The organism is Auraticoccus monumenti, assembly GCF_900101785.1.
GTDB lineage: Bacteria > Actinomycetota > Actinomycetes > Propionibacteriales > Propionibacteriaceae > Auraticoccus > Auraticoccus monumenti.
This window is the reverse complement of sequence record NZ_LT629688.1, coordinates 1,756,819-1,772,609: the sequence shown is the minus strand read 5'-3', so window position 1 is coordinate 1,772,609 and position 15,791 is coordinate 1,756,819. Positions and strand designations below refer to the sequence as shown.

The 15,791-nt window shown below is 73.4% G+C and carries 11 protein-coding genes; 1 reads left to right on the top strand and 10 read right to left on the bottom strand.

Annotation, left to right across the window (positions count from 1 at the left end):
* Positions 1–7 precede the first annotated feature (7 nt).
* The 10 genes from BLT52_RS08175 to galE form a co-directional block, all read right to left on the bottom strand.
* Entirely contained in the window at positions 8–1,480 is a 1,473-nt protein-coding gene (locus BLT52_RS08175) for a glycoside hydrolase family 1 protein (protein WP_090592271.1), read from the bottom strand.
* A complete protein-coding gene (locus BLT52_RS08170; RefSeq protein ID WP_090592269.1) occupies positions 1,477–2,394 on the bottom strand; it encodes a carbohydrate ABC transporter permease in 918 nt (305 codons plus the stop codon). The genes BLT52_RS08175 and BLT52_RS08170 overlap by 4 nt, the downstream gene beginning before the upstream one ends.
* Positions 2,391–3,374 carry a carbohydrate ABC transporter permease gene (locus BLT52_RS08165; RefSeq protein ID WP_231946556.1) on the bottom strand — a complete coding sequence of 328 codons (984 nt, stop codon included), beginning with the start codon at positions 3,372–3,374 and terminating at the stop codon, positions 2,391–2,393. Before BLT52_RS08165 ends, BLT52_RS08170 begins: the two co-directional genes overlap by 4 nt.
* A complete protein-coding gene (locus tag BLT52_RS08160) occupies positions 3,371–4,696 on the bottom strand; it encodes an ABC transporter substrate-binding protein (RefSeq protein WP_197679253.1) in 1,326 nt (441 codons plus the stop codon). The genes BLT52_RS08165 and BLT52_RS08160 overlap by 4 nt, the downstream gene beginning before the upstream one ends.
* Before the next feature lie 518 nt (positions 4,697–5,214).
* Positions 5,215–5,820 (bottom strand): GNAT family N-acetyltransferase, encoded by a 606-nt coding sequence (locus BLT52_RS08155; RefSeq protein ID WP_090592267.1) that lies wholly within the window; start codon positions 5,818–5,820, stop codon positions 5,215–5,217.
* The gene (locus BLT52_RS08150; RefSeq protein WP_090592266.1) at positions 5,817–7,913 is read right to left on the bottom strand and encodes a penicillin acylase family protein; all 2,097 of its coding nucleotides are present in this window, start codon (positions 7,911–7,913) and stop codon (positions 5,817–5,819) included. Before BLT52_RS08150 ends, BLT52_RS08155 begins: the two co-directional genes overlap by 4 nt.
* Complete coding sequence (locus tag BLT52_RS08145; protein WP_090592264.1) at positions 7,910–10,282, bottom strand: GNAT family N-acetyltransferase; 2,373 nt, start codon at positions 10,280–10,282, stop codon at positions 7,910–7,912. The genes BLT52_RS08150 and BLT52_RS08145 overlap by 4 nt, the downstream gene beginning before the upstream one ends.
* On the bottom strand, positions 10,279–11,682 hold the full coding sequence (locus tag BLT52_RS08140; protein ID WP_090592261.1) for a lysine N(6)-hydroxylase/L-ornithine N(5)-oxygenase family protein: 1,404 nt from the start codon (positions 11,680–11,682) through the stop codon (positions 10,279–10,281). Before BLT52_RS08140 ends, BLT52_RS08145 begins: the two co-directional genes overlap by 4 nt.
* Positions 11,682–13,247, bottom strand: coding sequence for a pyridoxal phosphate-dependent decarboxylase family protein (locus BLT52_RS08135; protein ID WP_197679252.1), 1,566 nt, complete (start codon positions 13,245–13,247; stop codon positions 11,682–11,684). The genes BLT52_RS08140 and BLT52_RS08135 overlap by 1 nt, the downstream gene beginning before the upstream one ends.
* 102 nt (positions 13,248–13,349) lie before the next feature.
* A complete protein-coding gene (galE, locus tag BLT52_RS08130; RefSeq protein WP_090596474.1) occupies positions 13,350–14,363 on the bottom strand; it encodes a UDP-glucose 4-epimerase GalE in 1,014 nt (337 codons plus the stop codon).
* Positions 14,364–14,512: 149 nt separating this feature from the next.
* On the opposite strand from galE, the gene BLT52_RS08125 reads away from it, so the two are divergent.
* A complete protein-coding gene (locus BLT52_RS08125; RefSeq protein WP_197679251.1) occupies positions 14,513–15,787 on the top strand; it encodes a CDP-glycerol glycerophosphotransferase family protein in 1,275 nt (424 codons plus the stop codon).
* The last annotated feature ends 4 nt before the right edge of the window (positions 15,788–15,791 follow it).

Here is a 15,791-nt window from a genome sequence, read left to right as displayed (position 1 = left end):
CTCGTCCTCACCTGCTGCCGCTGCCCCCGACGGGCACGGCCGCGTCCCGCTCCGGCACCCTCGGCGCACCGGCCGTCCCGTCCGCCCGGGCCGCGGCGATCACCGCCGCGTACGCCAGGGCGCTGTCCTTGGGCGTCCGGGCCATGGTCGCACGGTCGACGTGCACGATGCCGAAGCGCTTGTCGTAGCCCCAGGCCCACTCGAAGTTGTCCAGCAGCGACCAGACGAAGTAGCCGCGGACGTCGGCCCCCTCGGTGATGGCCTGCGCGACGGCGTCCAGGTGGGCGTGCAGGTAGGCCACCCGCTCGGTGTCGTGCACCGCGCCGTCCTCGACGACGTCGTCCCAGGCCGAGCCGTTCTCGGTGACGTAGAGCGGCGGCGCCCCGGGGTACTCCCGGCCGAGCCGCACCAGAAGCTCGCGCAGGCCGTCGGGGTTCACCTCCCAGCCCATGGCCGTGCGGGGCAGCCCGCGGCTGGGGAACGTCAGGTGCTCGCTGCCGGGGAACGGGGAGCGCCCCGGGCGGTCGGTGGGCCTCAGCGAGGGCGGCTCCCCCGGGGCCGGCGGCCGCCCGGAGACGTTGTCGTCGTGGTAGTGGTTCACGCCCAGGAAGTCGATCGGGGCGGCCACCGTCTCCAGGTCGCCGGGTCGGACGTGGTCGGTCAGGCCCAGGTGCTCGACGTCGGCCAGCACGTCCTCGGGGTAGCGGCCCAGCAGCACCGGCTCGAGGAACAGCCGGTTCCACAGCCCGTCCAGCCGCCGGGCGGCGTCCAGGTCGGCGGGGTCGTCGGGGTCGTGCGGGACGGCGTTGGTCAGGTTCAGGGTGATCCCGACGCTGATCGCCCTCTCACCGGCGAGCTCGCGGAGCCGGCGCACGGCCAGCCCGTGGGCCAGGTGCTGGTGGTGCACCGCGGCCAGCCCGGCGACGGGGTCGGTCCAGCCGGGTGCGTGCTCGCCCCCGACGTGGCCGATCAGCGCCGAGCACAGCGGCTCGTTGAAGGTGGTCCAGTGCTGCACCCGGTCACCCAGCCGGTCGTGCACCGCCTCGGCGTAGTCGGCGAAGCGGAGGGCGGTCTCGCGGTCGGTCCAGCCGCCCTGCTCCTGCAGCGCCTGCGGCAGGTCCCAGTGGTAGAGGGTCAGCCAGGGCAGGATCTCGGCCTCCAGCAGCTGGTCGACCAGCCGGGAGTAGAAGTCCAGCCCGGCGGGGTTGACCCGGCGCCCGTCGGGGACGACGCGGGCCCAGCTGGTGGAGAAGCGGTAGGAGCCGAGCCCCAGCGCGCGCATCAGGGCGACGTCCTCGGCGCTGCGGTGGTAGTGGTCGACCCCCTCGGCAGGGGTGTCACCGCCGGCGACGGCGCCGGGCTCGCGGGCGAAGGCGTCCCAGATGGAGTCGCCCTTGCCGTCCTCGGTGGCGGCCCCCTCGACCTGGGCGGCGGCGGTGGCGGCCCCCCAGAGGAAGGACGTCGGGAAGGTGGCGCTCATCCCTTCACCGCCCCCTGCATGATGCCGGCGATCAGCTGCCGCCCGGCCAGCGCGAAGAGCACCAGCAGCGGGAGGGTGGCCAGCACGGCCCCGGTCAGCACGACCGAGTAGTCGACGTAGTAGCCGGACTGCAGCTGGCTGAGCGCCGTCTGCAGGGTCGGGTTCCGGGGACCGAGCACGACCAGCGGCCACAGGTAGTCGGTCCAGGCCATCATGAAGGTGAAGAGACCGAGGATGGCCATCGCCGGTCGCGCGGCGGGCACCGCCACGTGCCAGAACGTCCGGAGCTGGTTGGCCCCGTCCATCCGGGCGGCCTCGACCAGCTCGTCGGGGATCACGTCGACCAGGTACTGGCGCATGAAGAAGACCCCGAAGGCGGTCACCAGGTTCGGCACGATGACCGCACCCAGGGTTCCGGTCCAACCGAGCTCACGCATCACGATGAACAGCGGGATGATCCCCAGCTGGGTGGGGATGGCCATGGTGGCCACCACCGTGATCATCAGCGCGTCCCGGCCACGGAAGCGCAGCTTGGCGAAGGCGTAGCCGGCCAGCGTGGAGAAGGTGATCACCGAGAGCGTGATCACCCCGGAGATGATCACCGAGTTGGCCAGCGCCTTCCAGAACGGGATGGCGTCCAGCACGGTGACCGCGTTGGCGAAGAAGTTGCCACCCGGCAGCAGCGGCAGGGTCTCCCCCACCGTGGCGTTGCTGGTCGAGCCGACCACGAAGGACCACCACAGCGGGTAGACCGAGCCGGCCACGAAGGCGATCAGCAGGCCGTAGACCAGGAAGCCGGGACGGCTGCCCAGACCGGCCGTGCCCGCCCCGGGCCGGCGGCGGCGCCGCGGAGCGGGCTCCGCGGGCGGCGCCACCAGCGCGGTGGCGGTGGCGGGGGTGTCCAGGGCGGTCATCGACGTCCTCCAGCGATGCGACGGGTGATGGCGAAGTTGATCATGCCGATACCGACCACCAGCACGAAGAGCAGCCAGGCCACGGCGGCGGCCTCGCCGAAGTCGCGGCGGAAGAAGGCCATCTCCCACATGAACAGCACGGTGGTCTGGAACTGGCGGTCCGAGCCGCCGATGCCCCCGGCGGTGGAGACGTCGAACAGCCGCGGCTCGGCGAAGATCTGCAGACCGCCGATGGTGGCGGTGATCACCACGAAGATCAGGGTGGGGCGGATGCCGGGGATCGTGATCGACAGGAACCGGCGCAGCGCGCCCGCCCCGTCGATGGCCGCGGACTCGAGGTGCTCGCGCGGGATGGCCTGCATGGCGGCCAGCAGGATCAGCGCGTTGTAGCCGGTCCAGCGCCAGTTGACCATGCTCGCGATAGCCACGTTGGACAGGAACCGGTCGTTCTTCCAGGCCTGGTCCTCGATGCCCACCACGTTGAGCAGGTTGTTCACCAGGCCGTCGGCCTCGCTGAAGGCGCTGGAGAAGATGATCGCCACCGCGACCGGGGTGACGACGTAGGGCACCAGCACGCTCATCCGCCAGAAGCCGGCGGAGCGGAGCCCCTGGTCCAGCAGGAAGGCGACCAGCAGGGCCACCAGCAGCTGCGGGACGGCGGAGAGCAGGAAGATCGAGACGGTGTTGCGGATGGAGTTCCAGAACATCGGGTCGGCCAGGACCTCGGCGAAGTTGGCCAGCCCGACGAACTCGCCCTGCCCCTTGAGCAGGTCCCACTCGTGCAGCGAGACGACCAGCGTGTAGAGCAGCGGGAACGCCCCCACCAGCGCGAAGAGCAGGAAGAACGGGGAGACGTAGAGGTAGGGCGAGACCTTAACGTCGAACCGGGACATCCGCTGACGCCGGGTGAGGCGGTCCCGCCCGCCCGGCCCGACGGGCGGAGCGACCCGCTCGTCGAGCCGGGGAGCGGTGGTGGTCACTGCTCGACGACCTGGTTGAGCAGGTTGACGGCCTCGTCCCAGGCACCGGCGGTGTCGAGCTTGCCGGCGTCGAGCTTCTTCAGCGCGGGGCCGAAGACGTTCTCCTGGATGAGGGAGTCGTCACGACCCTTGAACTGGGCCTGGACGCCCTCGGCGCGGGCGGCGAGGATCTGGCCGGTCGGGGCGCCGTTGAAGAACTCGTTCGGGGTCCCCTCCTCGGCCAGCGTGGCCTGGGCCTCGACGGTGCTCGGGAAGTTGCCGGCCGCGGCCGACTGCTTCACCTGCTGCTCGGGCTCGGTCAGCCAGCTGGCGAGCTCGGTGGCGGCGTCGACGTTCTCCGAGCTCTCGGGCACGGCCAGGAAGGCGCCGCCCCAGTTGGCCGGACCGCCGGGGAAGACGTCGGCGAAGTCCCAGCCGTTGTCGGCACCACCGCCAGCGGTCTCGATCTGGCCCTGCATCACGCCGAGCATCCAGCCGGGGCAGACGAAGGTGGCGAAGCTGCCGTCGAGGAAGGACTTGCCCTTGTTCCAGTCCCAGGCGGTCTGGTTGGCCGAGAGGCCACCCTCGGTGGCCTGGCCCAGCAGGTCGAACTGGGCCCGCATCGCGGCGTTGCCCTCGACGTTCAACGTGCCGTCGGCCTTGTAGTAGCCCTCGGGCATCTGGTTCACCATGGCGTTCCAGACGAACCCGGAGTGGTCGTACCAGGCCTTGCCGGTCTCCTCCTGGTACTGCTCCCCGAGCTCGAAGTAGCCCTCCCAGGTGGCGCTGTCCCCGCCCATCAGCTCGGCGACCTCCTCGCGGTCGGTGGGGAGACCCGCGGCCTCGAAGGCCTCGGTGGAGTAGCAGATGCCCTGGGGACCGATGTCGGTGCCGTAGCCGATCACACGACCCTCGGGGTCGGTGGCCTGGTCGTACTTCCAGGGGACCCAGTCGGCCTTGCGGTCCTCGATGCCGTGCTCGCGGAGGTCGACGAAGTTGTCCGACACCTCCATCACGGCCCCCAGCCAGCCCTCCTCGATGGCCACCACGTCGGAGAGACCGGAGCCGGCGGAGAGCTTGGTGAAGGTGTCGGTGCGGGCGTTGCCGCCGGTGTCGATGTTGGTGGCCTCGATGGTGACGCCCGGGTGGGTGGCCTCGTACTCCTCGTACAGGTCCTCGTAGCCGAAGGTGCCGAAGGTGGTGACGGTGAGCGTCACCTCCTCACCCGGCTGGGCCCCACCCGAGCCGGCGGCGCCGTCGTCGGCTCCACCGGCGCATCCGGCCAGCAGTGCCATCGATGCCGTGACCGCCACGGCGGTGGTCAGGCTGCGGTTGATCTTCACGTTCACTCCCTTGTGTCGCATGCGTGCTGCGGTGCGGTTGGTCGGTGCGGGACGGCGGCGGAACCTCCTGACCGCACGTCGCAGCAGGCGTCCGGCTCGAGCCGGACGACCTGTGAGAGCGCTCTCACGCTCGGTGCAGCAAGAGTGCACCGCGCTCCTGCCCGGAGTCAAGAGAGCGCTCTCATGGCGAGGCGACGGTTCGGCCACGACCTCTTCGGCGGAGGCCGTCCGCCGGTCGGCGGCGCGGCGCGGTCGCGTCGAGGCCTGCGGTCCCACCCTGGATGCACCGGAGAGGCGTGAGATGGATCACACCTGGCCGGTGGACGCCTCTTCCGGCCGGTCGCGTGAGAGCGTAACCATCGCGGACCCGCGCGGGATGCGACCGGGACGGGGCCGGGGAACCACTCCCTTCCCTCACCCCGGGTGGAGCCGCGAGGAGCCTCGCCGGGCGTGAGACACCCCGCGTGCGGGTAGTCCGGAATGGGGCTGTCGGTTGAGCAGACAGCCGGCAGTCCCTTTCAGGCCGGGGTCGGGGCCCCGTGCGCGGCCAGCTGCTGCAGCGCCTCGAAGCGCCCGCGCGTCAGGAAGGCCAGGACCGCCCTCTTGGTCGGGAGCTCGATCTCCGGCCCGAGCTCGAAACCGCTGCGCCGCAGCCGGGCCACCGCCTTCTCGTTGCGGGCGTCGGGCTCGACCACCAGCCGCTGCACCCCGGGGTCGGCGAAGAACCAGGGGGCCAGCGCGGCTCCCAGCCGCCCGGTGAACCCGGCGCCGGGCGCGTCCTCGGCCGGACCCAGCAGCAGGTGCAGCCCGAGGTCACCCTCCTGCACGGGGTAGCAGTCCCCCACCGGGTCGTGCTCGGGCTGGTACGTCTGCAGCAGCGCGGCCGCGCGGCCACCGACCCGCACCATCCAGGCGTGGTGGGTCTCCAGCCCGTCCAGGAACCGGTAGATCCGGGTGACCTCCTCCAGCGACCTACCGACCATGCCCCAGAACCGGGCCCGCTCCTCGCTCACCCAGGCGTGCACCCGGACCAGGTCGGGGCTGCCCCCCTGGACCCGCAGCACGCTCACCTCGACCTCGCCCAGCACGCGGTCGGTGGTGGACCAGGTGGGGACGGCGCTCATCGGGGCTCCTCGGGCTCGGGGGTGGGGTCGGGGACGAGCCGGTCCCAGTCGGTGACCAGCGGGACCAGCTCTCCGGACAGCCACAGCGGGAGCTGGTCGAGGTGGTGGGGGCTGCCGGGGTCCCCGGAGCTGCCGAAGGGGACGACCCAGCCGCTGCGACCACGGTCGGCGAGGTCCCACACGTAGCGGGCCACCGGCCCCTTCACCGCGCTGTCGCCCACCCCCGGGGCGGTGGAGGTGGCCAGCACGCAGTTCGCGTCCCCGGCCAGCGGCACGTCCGTCCCGGTGCTCCGGCCCAGCCCGTGGTCGGCGGCCAGCCGGTGCCGCTCTCCCCAGGGACGTGCGTCGGCACGGGCGGCGGCACGCTCCAGCGCCACCCGCACGCCCTCGTCGGGGTCGATGCCCAGGACCGCGCCCCGCGTGAGCAGCCGCTCCCAGGCCAGCCCCACCCGGGCGGGGACGTGCAGCCAGGGGCCGAAGAGGGCGGCGTGGGGGTGCGGCTGCTGCAACGGGGCCAGCGCCGGGTGGGCCACGAACCAGGCGACCAGCTCGTGGCGCCAGTCGGCCCACGCGCCGGCGGTGGGGCTGCCCGCGTCGCACCGGGCGTCCCAGTCCAGCAGCCGGCGGCGCAGCACCTCGGCGGCGTCGGCGACCTGCGCCCGGGCCAGGAAGGGGCGGGCCACCTCGACCGCGCCGAGCTTCGTGTCCAGCGACAGCCGGGACGCGCCGGCCGGGGTGACCGGACCGGCGGCGACCTGCTCGCGGACCAGCTCGTCGAGACGGAGCGCCCGGTGCGGCGGGGCGTACTCCTCGCCGAGGCCGCCGCCGCTGGCCCGGTCGTTGGCGTTGACCACGTGGTCCTCGACGTCGCGGGCCGGGCGCGCGACCCACCCGGGCCGCCACCGGTCGGCGGGGTCCCACCCGCGTCCGGGGAGCCGTCGCAGCCTGGCGTCCCGGTCCGGGACGCGGCCAGCGAGCAGGTGGCGGAGCCGACCGGTGGTGTCGGCCACGACGACGCTGTTCACCGGCTCGACCCAGGCGTCGAGGGCCCGCTCGACGTCCTCGGTGCTGCGGCTGCGCAGCAGCGGGAGCAGGGCTCCGAAGCCGAGGTCGGCGCCCACCTGGCTGGGCACCCGCAGCGAGTGCACCGGGGCCGGGTCCGAGCCGGGCGCGGAGGAGGGGTCGAGCCCGGTGACCACAGGTCCGCGGGCGGTGACCAGGACCGTCACCTCGACGGGGTCGGCGTCGCGCACGCGCACCGTCTCGGTGGACGGCGCGGCCGCCCGCCAGCCGTCGGCCTCGCGCACCTGGAGGCCGTCCGGGCCGGTCCGCAGCTCCTCGCGGTAGAGGTCCTGGTAGTCGGCCATCGCATTGGTGATGGCCCAGGCCACCTCGCCGGCGTGCCCGAAGTGCTGGACGCCCGGCACCCCGGGGAAGGCCAGCCCGACCACGTCGAAGTCGGGGCAGGCCAGCCGCACCTGGGCGTAGACGCCGGGCAGCTCGATGGTGCGGTGCGGGTCGCCGGCGATGACCGGCAGCCCCGAGTCGGTGTGCCGCCCGGCGACGCCGACGGCGTTGCTGCCCCCGGTGGCGCCCTCGATGGAGAGCAGGTCGAGCGCGTCGGGACCGAGCCGCTCGGCCACCAGCGAGCGCCAGAGCTTGCCGGGGAAGCTGGCGAAGAGGACGTGCTGGACGAAGAACACCCCGAGCGGCGTCCACGGGGCCCAGGGGCGCACGGTGCTCGCCGTCACCCCGAGCCCGGCCAGCTCCGGGGACCGGCCGGCCGCGGCGGGCAGCGCCTCGTCGACCCCCTCGACGTAGGCCTCCACCCAGGCGCGGGTCGCCGGGTCCAGCGCCTCGAAGGCGGCCCGGGCGGTCGCCTCGAGACGGACCTGGCGGGCGAAGACGTCCCAGCCCAGCCAGGCCGGACCGAGCGTCTCGGCGGTCCGGCCCTCCATCCGCCAGCGCTCCAGCTCCATCTGCCAGGCGCGGTCCTGCGCGGCCACCCGGCCCTGCAGGCGGGCCAGCGCCAGGACGTCGGGGGCACGCAGGTGCGGGATGCCGTACGCGTCCCGGCGGACCTCCCCGGTCACGCCCGCGCCACCGGGTTGGCCAGCGTCCCGGTCATGATCAACGAGGCCGTCTGGTCGCTGAGGTCCACCATCTGCAGGGTGTTCCGCAGCTGCAGCCGGTTCAGGCAGGAGTGGGCGAAGCGCGGCGCCCTCAGGTCGAGCCGGCCCGCGAGCTCGGGGTGGTCGGCCTCGTGCCGGTCCAGGCACTCCGCCACCAGGGCCCAGAAGCGGTCCACCCGGAGCTCGCCCGCGCCGTCCAGCAGCGCCGCCGCGTAGCGCAGCACGCCGTCGAAGACGTCGGTCTGCACCGACAGCGCCCGGACGTCCTCCGGCACCGGCGTGACGACGCGCTCGGTCCCCGCCGGGACCTCCCGCTCCCGCAGCACGGCCACCTCCTCGCCGATGTCCTTCATGATCATCCGCACCGGGACGTGGTCGACCAGCACCATGATCAGGTTCTCCCCGTGGGGCATGAAGGCCAGGTCGTGGGCGACCAGGCAGTGCACCACCGGGCGCAGGTAGGCGTGCAGGTAGCGCCGCACCCACTCCTCCGCCCCCAGCCCCGAGGCCCGGACCAGCTCGACCAGGTGCGAGCGGCCCGCGGCGTCGCGGTGCAGCAGCGAGGCCATCGTGGCCAGGCGCTCGTCGGCCGCCAGACCGGGCACCGGGCTCTCCCGCCAGAGCGAGGCGATCATCTTCTGGTAGGGCGAGCCGGCGGGCAGCCGGGCGTGCACCCCGCCGGTCCAGCCGACCGCCGCCAGCTCCCGCAGCACGCTGAAGCGGCACTCCTGCAGCGTGGGGTCGGCGGCGACCAGGTCGGCGACGAAGTCGTTGATCGCCGGGGTGGCCTCCATGTAGCGCGCGGACAGACCGCGCAGGAAGCCCATGTTCTGGATGGCCAGGGCGGTCTTGACGTAGTGCCGGTCGGGCCGGTCGGCGTTGAAGAAGGTGCGGATGGACTGCTGGGCGAGGTAGCGGTCCTGGCTCGGGCCCAGGTGCACCAGGTCGCGGCGGGCCACGTCGGCGGCGAAGGTGACGGCGATCCGGGCGTCCCACTGCCAGGGGTGGACCGGGAGCATCCGGTACTCCCCCGGGTCCAGGCCCAGGGAGGTCAGCCGCTCGCGGAAGACGGCCAGCTGCTCCGCACCCAGCTCCTCGACCAGCAGCCGCTCCTCCTCCACCCCCCGGCCGCCGCTGAACCGGCTGTGGCTGCGTCGGACGGCAAGCCAGGTCAGGTGCTGGGGGCGTCCGGCCTCCGGGGACCAGGTGTCGTGGGCGGCCCGGCCGAACCCGATCCGGCCGTTGTTGGCCAGGTAGGCCGGGTGGCCCTCGGTCATCGCGGCCTCGATGCGCTGGAACGGGGCGTGCAGCAGGTCCGCGGCGCTGAGCCGGTGGGAGGCGCGCTTGTAGGCCAGACCGGCCAGGGTGCTGCTCAGCTCCTCCAGGTAGGTGCCGAGCAGGTGGTCGGGGATGCCGAGCACCTCGTGCAGCTCCAGCACCAGCTCCAGCACGTCGAGCTCGCAGGGGGCGCCGTCCCGCGTCCGGCGGATGCTCGCCGGGTCCACCACCCAGTGCTCCATCGGCTGGCGGGTGGCGCGGAAGGTGTAGCGGACGCTGCCGGCGGAGGTCTCCACCAGCCAGCCCTCCCCGGAGCGGCGGGGGGTGAGCAGCCGCTCGTGGCTGAACTCCGAGAGGGCCTTGGCCACCAGGTGGCGGTGCGCCTCCGCCCCGCGCTCGGGGCTCAGGTGGTCCGCGGACTCCGCGGCGGGTGCGGCCGGCTCGGGACCGAGGGCGCTGGTGCGGAAGTCCTCCCTGGTGCAGAAGGAGAGCGCCGCGGTCTTGTCGCTGAGCCGGACCAGCCGGTCCACCACGAAGCCGGCGGCCGCGTTCTTGGCCGCCACGGGCCGGTTGCCGACGTCGGGCTCGACCACCACCCGCACGGTGGCCGGGTCGGCGAAGCAGTGCTGCACGACGGCCGCGAAGACCGCCGAGGTGAACCCGGTCCGGGCCTGCTCGGGCGGGGCCACCAGGACGTGCATCCCCAGGTCGCCGGGGCGGACCGGGTAGTGGGCGGCCAGCTCGCTGTGCGCGGGCTGGTAGGTCTCGGCCAGGAAGGCCGGCTCCCCCTCGACCCGGCCCAGCCAGGCGTCGTGGGTGGGATCGGCCACGATGGCGGCGTAGGCCCGCTCGACGGCGGCGCGGTCGGCCCCCTGCATGCCCCAGTAGCGCGAGCGCGGGTGGGTGACCCAGACGTGCAGCAGGTCCAGGTCGCGCGGCAGCTGCAGCGGCTCCAGGGTGACCTCGCCGACCGGGGAGGCGGAGGGGCTCGTGCCCGGGACCGGTTCCGCCGGACGGGCGTCCTGCGAGGGCGCGGTCAGGTCGAGGCTCATCGCAGCACCTCCGCCCGGGTGGGGGCGGGCCGGACGTCGCGGGCCAGGTCGTCGGGCACGCCGAACTCCTGGAAGGCGATCCGCTGCTCCACCGGGTACACCTCGCGCCCCAGCATCTCGGCGATGATCACCGAGTTGCGCAGCGCGCCCATCCCCAGGTCGGGGGCCGAGAGCCCGTGGGTGTGCTCCTCGGCGTTCTGCACGAAGACCTCCCGCTGCTGGTGGTCCACGGCGTAGTGTCGCCCGACCTCGAAGCGGCCGCGGCCGTCGAGGCGGATCCGGTCGGCCACCGGCTCCAGGAAGGACGGGACCCGGGAGGCGTACCCGGTGGCCACGACCAGCCCCTCGGTGGTGGTGCGGAGCCCGCGGTCGGTCTCCAGGTGGTGCAGGTCGAGGGTGTAGCGGCCCGAGGCGGCGTCCCAGGACGCGTCGGTCAGGGCGGTGCCGGTGAGCAGCCGGGTGGGCACCGGCCCGCTGACCGAGAGCCGGTACAGGGTGTCGTAGATGGTGTCGACCAGGTCGGAGCTGATGCCCTTGTAGAGGCTGCGCTGCTCGCGGAGCAGCTGGTCGCGGGTGCCGGCCGGGAGCCGGTGGAAGTAGGAGGTGTACTCCGGGGAGGTCATCTCCAGGGTCAGCTTGGTGTACTCCATCGGGAAGAACCGCGGGGAGCGGGTGATCCAGTCCACCCGGTAGCCGTGCTCCCGGGCACCCTCCAGCAGGTCGAGGTAGATCTCCGCGGCGCTCTGCCCGCTGCCCAGCACGGTGACCGAGCTCCCCGCGCGCAGCCGGTCCCGGGCCGGCAGGTAGCCGGCGCTGTGCACGTGCGGGCCGTCGACGCCGTCCAGGGCCGAGGGCAGCACCGGTGAGGTGCCGGTGCCGAGCACCAGCCGCGGCGCGGTGTGGGTCTCGGTGCTGCCGTCGGCCAGCCGGGACCGCACCCGGTACAGGCCGTCGGCGTGGGTGACGCGCTCGACCGTGCGGCCGAAGCGGGTGCCCGGGACGCGGGTGCTGGCCCAGCGGCAGTAGGCGTCGTACTCCGCGCGGAGCGGGTAGAAGCTCTCCCGGATGTAGAACGGGTAGAGCCGCCCGGTCTGCTTCAGGTAGCTCAGGAACGACCACGGCGAGGTGGGGTCGGCCATGGTGACCAGGTCGGCCAGGAACGGCACCTGGATGGTCGCCCCCTCCAGCATCATCCCCGGGTGCCAGCTGAACTCCTCCCGGGCCTCGAGGAAGACCCCGTCCAGGTCGTCCAGCGGCGCGGTGAGGCAGGCCAGCCCGAGGTTGAACGGCCCGAGGCCGATGGCGACGAAGTCGTGCTCGCGGGCGGGTGGGACGTAGTCGTGCTCCCAGCGCGGGACGCCGCCGGACCCGGTCCCGGCCGGGACCCCGGAGGTGCCCATCAGCCGGCCTCCCCCACCAGCTCGAGCTCCTGCTCGGCGGCCGGGACGGCCCGGCGCGGGCCCGACGACGCGGTCCGGTCCTCGGGGCCGGCCAGCAGGTCGTGGCCCAGCCCGACCAGCAGGTCCAGCACCTCCCGGACGTGGGCGGTGGTGGCGGACGGGTTGAGCAGGGTGAGCTTGAGCCAGTGCCGGCCGTCCACGCGGGTGCCGGCCACGACGGCCCGGCCGGAGGCGAACAGGGCGCTGCGTACCAGCGGGTTGACCCGGTCGGCCTCGTCCTCGTCGACGCCCTCGGGACGGAACCGGAACAGCACCGTGCTCAGCTGGGGGTCGCAGCACAGCTCCAGGTCCGGGTCGGCGGAGACCGTCGTGGCGGCGTCGGCGGCCAGGTCGACCACCGTGTCCACGTGGCGACCGATCTCGTCGGCGCCCATCACCCGCAGGGTCATCCACAGCTTGAGCGCGTCGAAGCGGCGGGTGGTCTGCAGGGACTTGTCCACCTGGTTGGGCACCAGCGCGCGGCGCGGGTTGAGGTAGTCGGCGTGGTGGGTGACGTGGCGCAGGTCGTGCCCGTCGCGGACCAGCACCGCGCTCGAGGCCACCGGCTGGAAGAAGCTCTTGTGGAAGTCGACGGTGACCGAGTCGGCCCGCTCGATGCCGTCCAACCAGTGCCGCCGGGTCGGGGAGACCAGCAGCCCGCAGCCGTAGGCGGCGTCCACGTGCAGCCAGACCCCGGCCGCGGAGGTGACGTCGGCCAGCTCGGCCAGCGGGTCGATCGCACCCCGGTCGGTGGTGCCCGCGGTGGCCACCACGGCCATCACCACGTCCCCGGCGTCGCGGACGGCCTCGATCTCGACGGCCAGCGCGGAGGGCGACATCCGGCCGGCGGCGTCGGTGGCCACCGTGCGGACGGCGTCGGGGGCCAGCCCCAGCAGGCGGGCGCCCTTGGTCACGCTGAAGTGGCTCTGGGCGGTGGCCAGCACCCGCAGCCGGCCCAGCTCCAGCCCGCCGGCGTGGTCGTGGCCGTCGGCGTCGCGCGGGTCGCCGTGGCGGTGCCGGCAGTCCTCGCGGGCCAGCAGCAGCGCCTGGGTGTTGGACTGGGTGCCCCCGCTGGTGAAGACGCCGTCCGAGGCGGCCCCGAAGCCGATCCGACCGCAGGTCCACTCCACCAGGCGGCGCTCGATCAGGGTGGCGCTGGTGCTCTGGTCCCAGGTGTCGACCGAGGTGTTGACCGCCGAGGCCAGCGCGTCGGCGGCCAGGGCCGGGACGGCCACCGGGCAGTTGAGGTGGGCCATGTAGCGGGGCTCGTGGAACCAGATGGCGTGGTCCACGTAGAGCCCGGCCGTCTCCTCCATGGCCTCGGCCAGGCCGGCGGCAGGGCGGTCCAGGTCGATCCTGGAGACCTGCGCCTGCAGCGACTCCAGCGTGGCCCCGGAGTAGGGGCGGTCGACGGTGGCGACGCGGTCGGCCACGAGCGCGGTGGCCCGTCCCATCGCCTCGCGGTAGGCCTCGACCGTGCTGGCGTCGAGGAGGTGGTGCGTGGGGGCGAGCTGGGGGTGGCTCACGACGGCTCCTGAGTGACTTAGGTGGTCCTTACTCAGGGAAGCCTCACATAACTTCTCCGGCCGTGCCAACCGGATGTGGGCGGCGCCACACGCCGCGCGGGGTCAGTCGGCGTAGCCGTGCGGGTTGGACTCCTGCCAGCGCCAGTGGTCGGCGCACATCTGGTCCAGCGGCGTCTCGGCCACCCAGCCCAGGTCGGTCAGCGCCTGGGAGGGGTCGGCCCAGAAGGCCGGCAGGTCACCGGCACGACGCGGCCCGATCTCGTGCGGGATCGGGCGCCCGACCGCCTTCTCGAAGGAGGCCAGCACCTCCAGCACCGAGTAGCCGCGGCCGGCGCCGAGGTTCCACACGTGCACGCCCTCGTGCCCGGCCACGTAGTCCATCGCGCGGACGTGGCCGTCGGCGAGGTCCATCACGTGCACGTAGTCGCGCACGCAGGTGCCGTCGGGGGTGTCGTAGTCGTCACCGAAGACGACCAGCTTCTCCCGCTTGCCCACCGCCACCTGGGCGATGAAGGGCACCAGGTTGTTGGGGACGCCGCGCGGGTTCTCCCCGATCCGCCCCGAGGGGTGCGCGCCGACGGGGTTGAAGTAGCGCAGCAGGGCGATCCGCCAGCTGGGGTCGGAGGCTCCGAGGTCACCCAGGACGTCCTCGATCTGCTCCTTGGTCCGGCCGTAGGGGTTGGCCGCGTCGCGGGGCATCTTCTCCAGGTAGGGCGTCGGGGCGCTCTCGCCGTAGACGGTGGCCGAGGAGGAGAACACGATGGTGCGCACCCCCGTCCGCTCCATCGCCCGCAGCAGCGACAGCGTCCCGCCGACGTTGACCGCGTAGTAGTCCAGCGGGCGCCGCACCGAGTCCCCCACCGCCTTCAGCCCGGCGAAGTGGATCACCGCCTCCACCGCGTGCTCGGTGAGGGTGCGCTCGACCAGGGCCTCGTCGACCATGTCCCCGTGCACGAAGGCCACCGTGCGGCCGGTGAGCTCCTCAACCCGGCGCAGGCTCTCCACGCTGGCGTTGCTGAGGTCGTCCAGCACCACGACCTCGTGGCCGGCCTCCAGCAGCACCACGGCGGTGTGCGAGCCGATGTAGCCCGCCCCCCCGGTCAGCAGCACCTTCATGGCGATCCCTCCGTCGTCGTCCCCGCGCCGCATGTTCTCACGACCCGCGGGCGGGCCGGGAGCCGACCCGGGTGCCGTCCCCGGCCGGTGTCGTACACTCGCCCCGCCCGGCCCGGCAGGGCACCGCACGTCGACGAGGAGCTCAGATCGTGGCAGCCAACCCGGTGCGTCAGATGGCACGGTCGGCGGTCCGCAGCCGCGCCTGGAGGCGCACCAGCAGCTGGATCCGCGGCGGAGTCCGCCGGGCCCCCGCGGCCGGCCACGAGCTGCACGGCATCGACGTCCCCGCCGACGTGGTCGTCTACTTCGGCGACGGGGCCGCCAAGATCTACCAGCTCCAGCAGTGGCTCCCGGTGCTGGAGCAGCTGCACCGCACGCACCGGGTGCTGCTGGTCTTCCGGCGTCTGGACGCGCTGCGGGCCGTCCGCCGCTCCACCACGCTGCCCGGCCTGTTCGTGCGCCGCTTCGCCGACCTGATCGGGCTCTACGACGCCAACGACTACGCGCTGGTGGTCTACGTCAACAACGCGGTGTCGAACTTCCAGTCCCTCAGCCACGCCCGGCCCGTGCACGTGCACGTCAACCACGGCGAGAGCGACAAGATCTCGATGGTGTCCAACCAGGCCAAGGCCTACGACCGGGTCTTCATCGCCGGGCAGGCCGCGCTGGACCGGCACCGCCGGGCCCTGATCGACTTCGACGAGTCCCGCCTGGTGATGGTCGGACGGCCTCAGCTGGACCAGGTCGGCGACGGCACCCCCGAGACGCTCCCCGGCGCGACGGTGATGTACGCCCCGACCTGGGAGGGCGAGAACGAGGCCAACAACTACACCTCGGTGGACCTGTTCGGCGAGGAGGTCGTGGCGGCGCTGCTGGCGCGGCCCGGGACGCGGCTGGTCTACAAGCCGCACCCGAGGGTCGCCCACTCCTCCAACCCCGCGGTGGCGGGTGCGCACCAGCGGATCGTGGCGGCCCTCGAGGCGGCCGACCCGGAGGGTGTGCTCGGGCACCGGGTCTCCCTCGAGGGGGACATCCTGACCATGTTCGCCTCGGTGGACGCCCTGGTCACCGACGTCTCCAGCGTCGGCCTGGACTTCCTCTACCTCCACCCCGACCGGCCGCTGGTGCTCACCGACCGGCGCGGTGACCGCGAGGAGCTGGTGCGCAGCGCACCGGTGGCCCGCGGCTGCCCGGTGGTGGACGCCGGCACGCCCTCGGTGGCCGAGCTGCTGGAGAGCGCGCTGACCCGCGACGAGCACGCCGGGGTCCGGGCCGAGCTGCGGACGTACTACTTCGGTGACCACCCCCGCGGCAGCTCCTCGGAGCGGTTCGAGGCGGCGGTGCACGAGCTGGTCACCGAGAGGCGCCGCAGGCTGGTCGGCCACGAGGCCGTCGCCGGCACCATGGAGGCCGCCGAGGAGTGAGCGC

What these genes read in the sequence shown, in the direction of transcription:
- BLT52_RS08175 (WP_090592271.1), bottom strand. Translation starts at nt 1,480, where the DNA reads ATGAGCGCCACCTTCCCGACGTCCTTCCTCTGGGGGGCCGCCACCGCC.
- BLT52_RS08170 (WP_090592269.1), bottom strand. Translation starts at nt 2,394, where the DNA reads ATGACCGCCCTGGACACCCCCGCCACCGCCACCGCGCTGGTGGCGCCG.
- BLT52_RS08155 (WP_090592267.1), bottom strand. Translation starts at nt 5,820, where the DNA reads ATGAGCGCCGTCCCCACCTGGTCCACCACCGACCGCGTGCTGGGCGAG.
- BLT52_RS08145 (WP_090592264.1), bottom strand. Translation starts at nt 10,282, where the DNA reads ATGAGCCTCGACCTGACCGCGCCCTCGCAGGACGCCCGTCCGGCGGAA.
- BLT52_RS08140 (WP_090592261.1), bottom strand. Translation starts at nt 11,682, where the DNA reads ATGGGCACCTCCGGGGTCCCGGCCGGGACCGGGTCCGGCGGCGTCCCG.
- galE (WP_090596474.1), bottom strand. Translation starts at nt 14,363, where the DNA reads ATGAAGGTGCTGCTGACCGGGGGGGCGGGCTACATCGGCTCGCACACC.